Origin of the sequence: Algoriphagus litoralis (assembly GCF_003259255.1) — a bacterium.
In the GTDB taxonomy this organism is placed as follows: Bacteria; Bacteroidota; Bacteroidia; order Cytophagales; family Cyclobacteriaceae; genus Algoriphagus; species Algoriphagus litoralis.
Genome location: NZ_QGOL01000006.1, coordinates 46,925 through 59,491, shown reverse-complemented (window position 1 = coordinate 59,491; position 12,567 = coordinate 46,925). Strand labels below are relative to the sequence as shown.

At 42.9% G+C, this 12,567-nt stretch carries 7 protein-coding genes; 5 read left to right on the top strand and 2 right to left on the bottom strand.

Features of this window, described 5'->3' with window-relative positions; genetic code table 11:
• Window positions 1-157: 157 nt before the first annotated feature.
• On the top strand, window positions 158-3,574 hold the full coding sequence (locus DK188_RS05945; protein ID WP_111669897.1) for a HEAT repeat domain-containing protein: 3,417 nt from the start codon (window positions 158-160) through the stop codon (window positions 3,572-3,574).
• Window positions 3,571-4,425, top strand: a complete 855-nt coding sequence (locus DK188_RS05940; protein ID WP_111669896.1) for a PIG-L deacetylase family protein — start codon at window positions 3,571-3,573, stop codon at window positions 4,423-4,425. Before DK188_RS05945 ends, DK188_RS05940 begins: the two co-directional genes overlap by 4 nt.
• A gap of 40 nt (window positions 4,426-4,465) precedes the next feature.
• Here DK188_RS05940 and DK188_RS05935 read toward each other — a convergent pair whose 3' ends face one another.
• Entirely contained in the window at window positions 4,466-5,026 is a 561-nt protein-coding gene (locus DK188_RS05935) for a hypothetical protein (RefSeq protein ID WP_111669895.1), read from the bottom strand.
• Window positions 5,027-5,067: 41 nt separating this feature from the next.
• Window positions 5,068-6,042 carry a tryptophan--tRNA ligase gene (trpS, locus tag DK188_RS05930; RefSeq protein WP_111669894.1) on the bottom strand — a complete coding sequence of 325 codons (975 nt, stop codon included), beginning with the start codon at window positions 6,040-6,042 and terminating at the stop codon, window positions 5,068-5,070.
• A gap of 69 nt (window positions 6,043-6,111) precedes the next feature.
• Here trpS and DK188_RS05925 point away from each other — a divergent pair, with 69 nt between their 5' ends.
• From DK188_RS05925 to DK188_RS05915, 3 genes are all read left to right on the top strand, one after another.
• Window positions 6,112-7,209 carry a DUF1573 domain-containing protein gene (locus DK188_RS05925; protein ID WP_111669893.1) on the top strand — a complete coding sequence of 366 codons (1,098 nt, stop codon included), beginning with the start codon at window positions 6,112-6,114 and terminating at the stop codon, window positions 7,207-7,209.
• 69 nt (window positions 7,210-7,278) lie between these two features.
• Window positions 7,279-11,517, top strand: coding sequence for a T9SS type A sorting domain-containing protein (locus DK188_RS05920; RefSeq protein ID WP_111669892.1), 4,239 nt, complete (start codon window positions 7,279-7,281; stop codon window positions 11,515-11,517).
• 10 nt (window positions 11,518-11,527) lie between these two features.
• Complete coding sequence (locus DK188_RS05915; RefSeq protein WP_111669891.1) at window positions 11,528-12,397, top strand: hypothetical protein; 870 nt, start codon at window positions 11,528-11,530, stop codon at window positions 12,395-12,397.
• The last annotated feature ends 170 nt before the right edge of the window (window positions 12,398-12,567 follow it).

Sequence of the window (12,567 nt, the reverse complement as noted above, 5' to 3'; positions counted from 1 at the left end):
TTTTGATCTTTATTATTTTTGTTTTATGGTTGTTAGTGGTTAAAGTGAACAAAATCCCGATCCTTGATCGGGATTTTTGTTTTTGGAGTCATTTATATTAACGGCGAGCATTCGATTTTCCTTTTTTCTATTTTGGAGGTTCGAATCAACCTATTTTATGCTCAAACCCAAAAATCAACCCGCTTTTTTCCTGGCGGTATTGCTAGGAGCTTTGACCTTAGTCTCATCGTGCAAAGAGTCGAAACCTGTCGATCTTCGAATCAAAACCCTCACAAAAGAAGAAATCACCCCTCTCGCTGAGGCAGCAGTGAAATCCATCAATCCTGTTCTGGTAGATGGACTTCAGCTTTCAGTTTGGGCAGTGGACTCATTGGTCAAAGACCCCATTTCACTCCAAGTGAATGAACAGGGGGAAGTATTCTACTCCAGATCTCCACGCAGAAACAATTCAGAATTTGATATCCGCGGACACCAAAGTTGGGAAATCCGCTCTATTGGGCTTCAAACCATTGAGGATAAGCGGGCTTTTCTTCATGATGAGCTGTCACCTGAGCGATCTGCTGAAAATACCTGGCTCAAAGACTTGAATGGTGACGGATCACACGACTGGCGAGACATGACTCTTGAAAAAAATGAGGTAGTCAAGCTCAAAGACACCGATGGAGACGGATATGCAGATTGGTCCCAAATCATGATGCAAGACTTCAATGATGAGGTGACAGATGTAGCTGGAGGACTGATGAAAACGGATGAGGCATTGTATGTCGCTGTTGGTCCGGACCTTTGGAAACTACTGGATACCAACGGAGACGGAATCATGGACGAAAAGACATCCTTGTCCAATGGCTACGGGATCCACATTGGTTTTGGAGGTCATGGAATGTCAGGAATCAAAATGGGTCCGGATGGTAGAATTTATTGGGGAATAGGAGATATCGGATTCAATGGCAAAGGCCCGGATGGTACCGAGTGGAAATATCCCAATCGTGGGGTAATCGCTCGGGCTAATCCTGATGGAAGTGATTTTGAAATTTTTGCCATGGGCGTGAGAAATACCCATGAATTTACCTTTGACCAATTCAATAACCTCATCTCAGTAGACAATGACGGGGATCATGCTGGGGAGCGGGAGCGATTGGTTTACCTGACCAATGGCTCAGATACAGGATGGAGAATCAACTGGCAGTTTGGAAAGTACCGTGATCCGGATAACAATACCTACAAGGTCTGGATGGACGAGAAGTTGTATCTCCCTAGATGGGAGGGACAGGCAGCCTACATTACACCATGTATTCAAAATTACGTCAACGGACCGACCGGAATGGTTTTCAATCCAGGGACAGGACTAGGCGAGCGATGGAAAGACCACTTTTTTGTGGCTGAATTTGTGGGAAATCCGGCTAACTCCGGAGTCCATGCCTTCCAGCTCCAACCGAAAGGTGCTTCATTTGAAATGACCAAAACTGAAAAGATCATCGGGGGTCTATTGGCTACAGGATTGGATTTTGGCCCGGATGGCACGCTGTATATGGCCGACTTTATTACGGGTTGGGATGACAAAAACTACGGCAGAGTTTGGACACTCAAGGATGAAACCGCCGCTGGTTGGGATTTGCAAAAGCAAACGGAAACCGAATTACAGGCTGATTACAAGGTTCTTTCAGAAAATGACCTAAAGTCAAAACTGTATTTTGAAGATCAACGCGTTCGAAGAAAAGCGCAATTTGAATTGGCTAAGCGTGGTGAAAAAGGTGCTGCTGTTTTCAAAGAAGTGCTTCAAGATAAAAGCAATCAATTGGCAAGAGTACATGCGATTGTCGGTTTGAGTCAATTGGCGAGACTTGACGACATGGCTTTTGCAGATGCGATTGTGCCTCTTTTAAATGATTCCGATCCGGAGATCAAGGCGCAAGCAGCCAAGTGGATTGGAGACATCAAGTACACCAAATCTGGGAATGAATTGATCGCGGGACTAAAGGATGAAAATGCCCGAGTTCGGTTTTTCAGTGCTGAGGCTTTGGGAAGAACTGCCAACGAAGCTGCAGTTCAGCCTTTGATTTCGCTTTTGGAAGAAAACAATGACGAAGACGCTTACATCCGTCATGCCGCTAGTTTGGCTTTGTCCCGAATCGGAAAAGTAGATGCCATCGCAGCGCTTTCTACCCATCCATCCAAAGCGGTGAGAATGGGAGCAGTGCTGGCTTTGAGAAGATTGGAGTCGCCAGAACTGGCCAAATTCCTATCTGATTCGGAAGAACTGATCGTCACCGAGGCGGCTCGCGCGATTCATGATGATTTTTCTGTTCCTGCAGCACTTCCTGCTTTGGGAGCTCTGCTGAGCACGACGTCCTTTCAAAATGAACCTTTAATCCGAAGAGCAATCAGCGCTAACCAACGTGTAGGGAAAGAAGAGAACCTGAATCACTTGATCGCATACCTTGCCAAAACAAATTCGCCTGAAGTTCTGAGAACCGAGGCTTTGGCAGCGATCGGCACTTGGTCCAAACCTTCACTATTGGATCGTGTCGATGGCAGACATCGAGGAGAAGTGACGCGTGATCCAGAGTTGATCAGAGATCAGGTCAAACCAGTACTGGTAGCTCAAATTGGCAGTAATCAGGAATCCTTGCGATTGGAGTCCGTAAAGGCTGCAGGAAAGCTCGGGATGACTGAGGTAGCTGATCTGTTGTTGACTAAATTAAAATCAGATCCATCTGATCCAGTGAAAATACAGGCATTGAATTCTCTTAAGGTATTGAACGCTCCCAATCTAGGTGAGGCTATTTCCCAAGCCATGGGAGACAATTCTCAATCTGTACGCGTGGCAGGCTTATCCTTATTGGCGGAAACGACCATTCCACAGGATCAAAAAATAGCACTACTCACGGATATTATTCAAAAGCGAACTGTACCAGAAAAACAAACTGCTTTGCTGACCTTGGCCTCCTTGGAAGGAAGTAAGGATTTTCCGATCTGGAAAACTATCCTAGCAGATTTTGATGCAGGCAAACTTGCTGAGGGAACTTGGATAGAACTGGAGGAAGCAATCGAGGCAACCAACTCGGCTGAATTGAAGACAGAATTCACCGCCTTGCTAAGTAAAAAGGCCGGAGACGAACCTTGGAAAAAATATGCCGGAGCCCTCGCCGAAGGAAATGGCAGGAGAGGCCGGAACATATTTTTTGAAAATCAAACTGCCCAATGTATCCGATGTCATGCCTACAATGACATGGGCGGAAATGCCGGGCCCGCATTGGACAACATAGGAAACGTACTCTCCAAAGAGGAGCTATTGATTGCATTGGTTGAGCCGAGTAAGCGATTAGCACCTGGATATGGTTTTGTCACCCTGGAGCTGAACTCCGGCGAAACTGTCTCTGGCACCCTAATGACGGACCTTCCTGAAGGTGTAACGGTGAAAGTTGGAACCGATGAGAAGCTGATTCCAAGAAAAGACATCAAAACTACTAAGTTGGCCCCATCCAGCATGCCGCCTATGGGCGAGCAATTGAGCAAGCGTGACATCCGTGACCTAGTTACTTACTTAGGAAACCTCAGAAGGAGATTTGAATGAAGAAGTTATTGATTGTTTCGCTTGGGATAATAGGGTTTATTCTGCTGCTGTCTCCTGTATTTTTGATTCTTTTCGGTAGGAATCAGCTGCACGATCATGACATCCCTAAGCAGGATCAATTGGTGGAAAATGATCAAAAACAACGGATTTTGGTCATTTTCCCCCATCCAGATGATGAGGTGACAGTCGCCGGAACACTGATGAAGTTGAAGGATGAAGGCCATGAAATTCAGATGGTCTGTCTGACTCGGGGAGAAAAGGGGAACTCATCCGGAATCGAAGATGAGGTGAAGTTGGCCAGTCTGAGATCGGAGGAAATGAAAAAGGCGGCCGAAATAATCGGGGCCGATGAACTTCATTTGGAAAATTATCCGGATAGTGGCTTGGAAAATATCGGACTGGATTCCTTGAAAGAAATCATCAGAAGCATAATCGCTGAAATCGACCCAGATGTACTGATCAGTTATGATTCCAAAGTGGGATTGTATGGTCATCCCGACCATCGCTTGACAGGTTTGGCTGTGGAGGAGATTTTTTTGGAAGAAAAGGGGCTACCAGAGTTTGCTCCTCAGGAGATGTATCAGGTTACGCTTTGCAAAAAGCAGGTGAAGTTGGCGCTTAAACTCTCTTCAGGCTTTCAACGAAACTATCCAGAAGATCCTGCATTGGGCTTGCCAAAACCTGATTTTTCCATTGAGACTCAAGCCTATTTTCCCCGAACTTTGGAGGTGATGCAAGCGCATCAAACCCAGCAAGCTGTGCTGAAAGACTTGATGCCTTTCCATGACAAGGTTCCCGTTTGGATTTACTCCAGAGTGTTTGACCGGGAGTATTTTAGGGAAGTAAAGTAATGATAAGAAATTATTGTATAAAATAATTTATAGTTTTTACTTAGGATTTCAAATTTTTCAAATGGTTAAGTTTTTGAAAAATTTTTTCACCCAAATCGATTTCTCCCACATAATCATCCCATTGACATGTTGGTGCAAACCAACGCCATAAATTATCTATTGTATCACTGTCACCTTTTTCAAATTTTGTGATTTCATCAACAAGATCTTTATGAAATTCTTTAGCTGATAAATATTTCCCTGAGGGGAAACACTTGTTGGATTTTGAAGCTAGGAGTTCAGCTTTTTTCAAATCATTTAGGAAGCTTTTGTTTATGACCTCTTGCTTTTTTAGAGAAATTAAAATTGTTTGAAGAATTCCTATTAACCAATAAATAGGAAACCTAAGAAAAGTGTATAGAATTTCAAAAGAATCAATTATTCCAGTGGATATACTTATTCGATGTACTTCAATTATTTGAGAAACGAGCGGAATTAAAATTCCAAACAAAAAAAACACTAAAAAGCATCCAATATTGCCGTCTAGTTGTTTTTTCCAAAATTTAATATTTAAAAATATTAATAACCCAATGAGCAGGAAATCAAAGTATCCGAATATCATTTCAAAGTTTATAAAATGAAAAAATTAAGTTACTTAATAAACTACCTAAATCCCAACTTCACCCTTACTCGATTCAAGACCTCGTAGGCTACAACTTTTGCTTTCTCTTCTCCTGCGGCAAGCCTATTTTCGATTTCATCCGGATTATTCATGAAGAAATTAAATGTTTCCCGCTCTTTGGAATATTTGCTCAGAATCAATTCCATGAATTCCTTCTTTGCATGCCCGTAACCGTAGTTTCCACCGAGGTAATTGGCTCTCATTTTCTCAGTTTGCTCATTCGTAGCAAGAAGGCTGTAAAGTTTGAATACGTTGCAGGTATCCGGATCCTTGGGTTCCTCGAGCGGAGTGCTGTCGGTCACGATGCTGTTGACGTTCTTTTTTAGTTCTTTTTCCGGGAGGAAAATATCGATGTAATTATTGTAAGATTTACTCATCTTTTGCCCGTCGGTGCCGGGTATGATTTTCACCTCTTCGCTGATTCGGGCTTCAGGAATCGTCAAAATGTCCTCTTCCAAAATTCGATTAAAAGTGGTGGCAATATCCCGAGTCATCTCCAGGTGCTGAAGCTGATCTTTTCCGACAGGAACCAAATCAGCGGAATACAGCAAAATATCCGCAGCCATCAACACTGGATAGGTGAACAATCCGGCATTCACATCAGCTAGGCGGGAAGCTTTATCCTTAAAGCTATGAGCATTGGCTAGCATAGGATAGGGCGTGAAGCAGTTTAAATACCAAGTCAGTTCAGCTACCTCCGGAATATGAGACTGACGGTAAAAGGTGGTTTTTTCTATATCCAAACCAAAAGCAAGCCATGCAGCTGCTACGGCAAGCGTGTTCTGTTTCCGAAGTTCACCATCCTTGCTCGACGTGAGGGAATGGAGGTCTGCAATGAAAATAAAAGCCTCTTCTTTATTCTGATTGATCAAGTCAATCGCGGGTACAATTGCTCCCAAAATGTTTCCCAGATGTGGGCGACCGGAGCTTTGAATGCCGGTAAGTACTCTTGCCATTTGCGTTATTTTGGCGCAAATTAAGCAAATCAAGGTAGATTCGAGGCGAAATTATGCGTTAATTGCTTTATGATCCGTTTTGCAATCACTCTAATCTTTTTTTTAGTTCTGGCCAATTTCCCCCAAGGGACTAATGCCCAAGAATCCCAAGTTCCCAAATTGATCTGGAAGGTCAATAAGCTCGATATCGGTACTGTGTTGGAAGAGCAAGGTCTCCAATCTACTGAATTTGAGTTCACTAATACTCAGGATTCAGCCTTTGTCATCAAGGATGTTTGGCTGGAATGTGGCTGTACTACTGTAGAATTCACAAAAGATTCCTTAAAAAAAGGTGAAACGGGGAAGCTGAAAATCTCTTTTGATCCGACATCTGCAGCAGGATATTTCTCAAAATTGATCGTGGTAACAGGGAATTTAAGTGGTGTTCAAGACTCGCTATATCTAGAAGGTGTCTCCATTCCCTATCCGAATGACGTGGTGCGTTCCTACCCGGTAAGCAAGGGATTTTTAGGTTTTCGCCTACGTACGGTCAACATGGGTGATGTTTTTGACAATGAGCCCAAAATCAAGTATGTGGAGTTTTTTAACAAAGGGGAAGATTTGCTTGATAAAGGGGCTTTCCGTTCACAGACACCCAATTATATTCGAGTTTCTCAAGTTCAGCAATTTGTTAGGCCCAAGGAGCGTGGTCTCCTTATGATTCGATACGATGCTGAAATCCGAAATGACTTGGGGTATTTTGAAGATGAAATTTCGGTTGGCTGGGAAAATATTCCAGGATCGGAAATTAAGCTTGAGTTGATTGCTGATCTTTTTGAATATTTCCCTCCTGTACCACGAAGCGATCTGAATGAGGTTCCACAGCTTTTCATTGATCAAAAAGAAATTGACCTTAAAGAAATAAGCTCCAGAACTGTAGTCCGAAGGACCGTAACCTTGACTAACAAAGGACGTCAAGTGCTGGAAATCCGAAAAATTCAAGGAAACTGTGATTGTCTAAAAATTGAAGCAGCAAAGGATATACTAAATCCCGGAGAAAGTATGGAACTTTCGCTCGTGCTTGATCCAATCGGTAGAAAAGGGATTGATCAACGAAATATTTATATCTTTTCGAATGATCCAGTTAACCCAGTGCAGTTGATAGTCATGAAGAGTAGGATTGAGTAATCAGATTTAACATAACCATCAGATGGTCATCTTTCCAATCATCGGCATCAAAGACTGACTTTTGCCATTATGAAAAAGCAACTTTATTTAGTCTTGTTTTTTTTGAGTTTTTCGGGGATGGTCCTCGGTGCCAAGCGGTATGCCGCTCCGAATGGATCAGCATCCAATACAGGCACCACACCTGAATCGCCCTGGAGTCTTTCCTTTGCGCTGGGAAATACCTCCGGACTTACTCCAGGGGACAGTTTAATTCTTTTGGATGGGATATACGAGGGGAATTTTATTAGTGCTATCAGTGGGTCATCTGAGAATCCCATCTACATTTTGCCTGCCAATGAAGGTAAAGCAATCATAGATGTCTCCAAAAACCGGACTTCTGGAACTGGCCTTACGGTGAATGGAACTTACACTTGGATCATTGGAATCCATGTGACCTCTTCCACACTGATTAGGAAATCCGACGCTTCCAATGGAAATGCTGAAGTACTCTATGAATCCGGAATTGCTGTCTTTGGGGACAATAATAAGTTGATCAATTGCTGGGTTTACGATGTAGTGGGAGGTGGATTGGAATTGTGGCGATCTGGTCTGAATCTGGAAGTTTATGGCTCCGTCATTTTCAACAACGGCTCCCAGTCAGATACCAGAGGGACAGGCCATGGGATGTATATCCAGCACGAAAGACCAGATCAACCTAAGGTAATTGAGAATAATTTTATCTTCCAAAATGCCTCACAGGGTATAAATATCTACACGACCAACCCGAAGAACAGCGGAATCATTGCCCGAAAGAATGTGTCTTTTAATACCGGCGTGATGGCCACATTTAACCAATTCTTATTTAGACCACCGCATAATTTGACGATAGGGTCGCAGAGTAATGAAAGCTTCGACATGACGATCGAGGCAAATCTCTTCTACTCGGATCTTCAAGGCGGGAGATTAACTACAAGTCTTGTCAGCAATGTGACCTTAGGCCGTACCTATTCTCCCAACCGCGACATGAAGTTTAATGAAAACATTCTTTTTGGTGGGGGAAATATGGTCGAACTCCAGCCTTTGAGTGGGTTGACATTGCAAAGGAACAAGCTATTCAATGTACATGGCAATTTTTTCGCATTCGTTGGAAATCCGGCATCATTTCCGAATTCCACTTGGGATCTGAATGCATACAACAATCTTGCGAATACTTCAAAACCCTTTCAAGGCTTAAATTTTTCCGAATGGAAGAGTTCTTTTTCTCCTTTTGATGCTGGAAGTACCTTTACAATTTCCCCTTCTTCATCCAGAGAAGTCTTGATTACTCAGAATAAATATGACCCATTGAGGTTTCATGTGAGTATTTTGAGTTTTTCTGATTCAGAACTTATTGCGCTTGACTTTTCGGAGTATGAGGAATTCAAAGGGGCTGAATACGAAATCCGCGATATTCAGAATCCTTTTGATCCCAGCCAAAAAACTACAGGGACGTTTGGAGGTTCTACCATTTCCTTTCCGATGAACTGGACTAAGTCGCTTCAACCCAAAGGGAATATGCCAAATCCGGTAGTTCATACGGATTTGACTTTTGGAACATTTTTACTCACATTCAAAGAGTTAGTTCAGAGTTTTCCTGAAGTGAGGGATTCTGTATCGCTAATTCTTTCCAATGCGGGAACGGCCAAGCTTGCGCCAGAGAATTTTCTCGCCAGCCAACCAAACGAACCTTACACCTATTCTTCTCCCGCAGGTTTTGACTTTGACTGTACTGATCTGGGAGAAAATAAGATTTCCATTACACTGAAAAACTCAAGGACAGGGGATGAAAAGACAGTACAGGTTTCGGTATGGGTGGTAGATGATATCGCACCTATATTTGATGCAGCCAATGGCATCTATTTGTTTGATCCGGTGGTAGGTAAAATAGCCCTTTCTGTTCCAGATTTTGATATAGTCGATATCATCGATAATTGTGTTTCCAGTTATACTGTGTCACTGAGCAAGACCGAAATTACCTGCGCGGACATTTACCAAAATCCTGAGTCGCCAGTTTGGGAATTTCCAGTAATCATTACGCTGACTGATTTATCAGGAAATGCTTTTTCTAAAACGGTAAAAGCAATTATCGGAAATGTGATTGAATCCAAAAAAGTATCCATCACGCAGACTGGACAACTTGCGGAAGGCAATACGGTCGAATTAACGCTAGGGAATGAACTTGTATACACAGTTTCGGGCTGGTTGAAAGATGGAGAACTTATCCCTAATGAAATCGGAAAAACATTGAAAGTAAGTGAGGAGGGCAGATACCTTGCCATGCTCGTTTTGGAAAGTGGATGTAGTGTTTCATCGTCCCAACTGGAAGTAATCTCTTCGGATTGGCCCACTCCAAAGTCTCAAGTTAATCTCATACTCAGTGAATCTGGAACTGGCCTTTTAGAACCTTCAGATTTATTTGAAACTTGGCCAGTAGGACCCGAGGGGCTGGTTTTTGATCTTAGTAGACGAGAGTTTTCCTGCGAAAATCTTGGTGAAAACCAAATTGTCCTCACACTGAGAAAAGCGAGCGGAGAAAGTAGGGATTTTCCAGTGACCATTTTGGTAAAGGATGAGACAGCACCGACTTTGGTAACCAAACTCCCCAATTTGGCATTTGATCTGACCAAAGGAGAATTAATCCTCAACCCTGAAGATTTTGTGGCTTCGCTCTCTGACAATTGTGACTTAAAGAGCTTAACTCTCAATAAAAACAGAATCAGCTGTGAAGATTATGATCTGCCCATCGAGCTGATTTTAACTGCAGTTGACCAATCCGGTAACACTGCCTCCGAGATCTTGACTGTTTCGGTTTCCGCATTTGAGTCTAAGAAAATATCCATTTCACCCGAATCAGGAACTGAGTTTCTGGAAGGTGAATCCGCTGAAATTCGCTTGGGAGATGAATATGGATTTACGCTAATTGGCTGGTATCGAAACGGCGAATTGATTCAAGGTGAAAAGGGCAAAGCAATTCTCACTGAGCAATCAGGCACGTATTGGGCGAAATTAATCTCCAATGACGGTGGCTGTGAAGTCGAGTCCCAAAAAACAGAAATTAAGTTTACTTCACTTCCTTTTGGAGATGTAAAAGAATCCCTCAACCTAATTTTGGGTCCTGAAGGCAATGCTGATCTGGGTCCATCGGATGTCTTTGTCACTTGGCCCTTGACTGATCCTTCGCTCGAGGTGACTTTGAGCAAGACCATTTTCACGTGTGAAGATATCGGGGAAAAAGTAGTGACGATTCTGATTAAAAATCAAGCCGGACAAACTTGGGAAGAATCCATCCAAGTCCTTGTGAAGGATCAGACGCCTCCAGTTTTGGTTCCTAAAAATATAACCCTAGATCTCGATGTGACCAAAGGAATCTTGGAGATCACTCCCGAGCAAGTATTGGAGGAGTTTAGTGATAATTGTGGTATCAAATCTTTGACCATCACTAAGGATCGATTTACCTGTGAGGATATTGGGAAAGAGTTTTCCATTGCCATCCGTGCGGAAGACAACTCAGGAAATGTCTCAGAGTCTGTATCCAAAGTGAAAATTGAGCGATTGGAGGCCGAACCGGTAGCCATCACAGGGCAGACGTCCTACTGCCAAGGAGAAAGTGGTGTCTTAGAGCTGAGTTCAGCATTTCCTTTTGAAGTAGTCAGATGGAGAAGAAACGGAACCGAGATTCCGGGACAAACCGGCAAAACACTCACCGTGACTGAGTCCGGTGTATACCATGCTGTGATCCGATACCAAGGTGGCTGCCTGTCTGAATCCAAGGAACTTGAAGTCAAAGTCAATCCAGTTCCTATTGGAGAAATCACCGTAGATGGCAATATCCTCCGTGCTCCTGAAGGTAATTTTGCATACCAGTGGTTTAGAAATGGGGAAAAGCTTGAAAGCGAGACTGGCAGGATTTTCACCGCCCAATTGATGGGAGAGTATGCTGTAGAATTAACATCTGAAGCGGGCTGTTCGCAACGATTAAAGTCGGTGACTCTAGCTATTTCTGGTCTATTGGGAAGGCCGGTCATTCCTGCCAAGCAACTGAAAATCTACCCTAACCCTGCTTCTGATCGAGTTACAGTGGAGTTCCCGGACGGGATATTGGCAACCCAGCCCAATATTTCGATCTACTCTTCCGATGGTAAAAATGTGACTTCTATGGTAGTCTTTACCATCCTGAATGACACCGAAGTAGAAATTAGTGTCAACCGATTGGCAAAAGGCACGTACCACATATCAGCCATCAATCCGGATCAAAAAAGCTTCTTTGCGAAGCTAATTATTATCAACTAAACCAACTGAAATGAAATTTGTATCATTCCTGAGTGTCTTTTTATTCGTATCATTTCACGTTTCTTTTTCTCAAACCATACCTTATTCCAAAGGCCGAATAGCAATTAGTTCAGATGGGAATGAACACGATGAAGATGATTGGGCGGCTACTCCGATGAGTTTAGCTCTTTTGGCCGCTAAAGGTCTTCAAGACCAATTGGTCGTCTATACGTTTAGCGATCATACCTGGGGGTCTAACAAGGAAAAACCAGGTGCCGCTGCGCAGATGCGGGAGAGTGCCTTCATCGGAGGGAATAAGTTTGGATTCAAAAAGACTAAATTCATTGAGGCAGTTGCAGCTCCTAATTTCGCTGTGATTGAACTGACCACTCAGATCAATAAGAGTTCTGAAAAAGATCCTTTAACCCTGATAGCAGCTGGGCCTCTTGATGTTTTGGGTGACGCAATCAATGAGGCTGATTCGACCAAATTGAAATTTGTACGATTGATATCGCACTCTGTCTGGAATGATGAGCATGCCGACAAACCCTATGAATGGGAAAAGCATGAAGGCTGGACCTGGACCGAAATTAAGGAGGAATTTGAGCCCAAGGGATTGCAGATGGATCATATCCTTGATCAAAATGGTGGAGAGGATTATGAGGGATTGAAGACTGATTTGACCAAGTACGAATGGCTGAAAAATTCATCAAGCAAGGACCAAAAACCTTATGAAAAAGGATCTTGGGATTGGTTGTATGGCAGATTGCAAGCTGCGCAAAAAGGGGAGGAGTTTGATCCTTCCGATGCTGGTATGATTGTCTATCTGCTCACTGGAAAGCAAAAAATAAGTCCGGAGGATCTACGTGAAATCTTGGAAAACCCTGGAAAAATAAAATAGGAATAGAGAATCAAGAATAATTGGCCTCGGGATTTGATAGAAAAATTTATATCAAAAAAAGAAAAAGAATTAAGTTAAGTCTTATTCTAATTTGATTTTAAATTCTTTTTATTTAGAATCTCGAAACTAAAAATCAAAAAAAAAGGTGCATTTAATATTGCACCTTTTTT

Coding starts and splice junctions, on each gene's coding strand:
- DK188_RS05945 (WP_111669897.1), top strand. CDS start 158: ATGCTCAAACCCAAAAATCAACCCGCTTTTTTCCTGGCGGTATTGCTA.
- DK188_RS05940 (WP_111669896.1), top strand. CDS start 3,571: ATGAAGAAGTTATTGATTGTTTCGCTTGGGATAATAGGGTTTATTCTG.
- DK188_RS05935 (WP_111669895.1), bottom strand. CDS start 5,026: ATGATATTCGGATACTTTGATTTCCTGCTCATTGGGTTATTAATATTT.
- trpS (WP_111669894.1), bottom strand. CDS start 6,042: ATGGCAAGAGTACTTACCGGCATTCAAAGCTCCGGTCGCCCACATCTG.
- DK188_RS05925 (WP_111669893.1), top strand. CDS start 6,112: ATGATCCGTTTTGCAATCACTCTAATCTTTTTTTTAGTTCTGGCCAAT.
- DK188_RS05920 (WP_111669892.1), top strand. CDS start 7,279: ATGAAAAAGCAACTTTATTTAGTCTTGTTTTTTTTGAGTTTTTCGGGG.
- DK188_RS05915 (WP_111669891.1), top strand. CDS start 11,528: ATGAAATTTGTATCATTCCTGAGTGTCTTTTTATTCGTATCATTTCAC.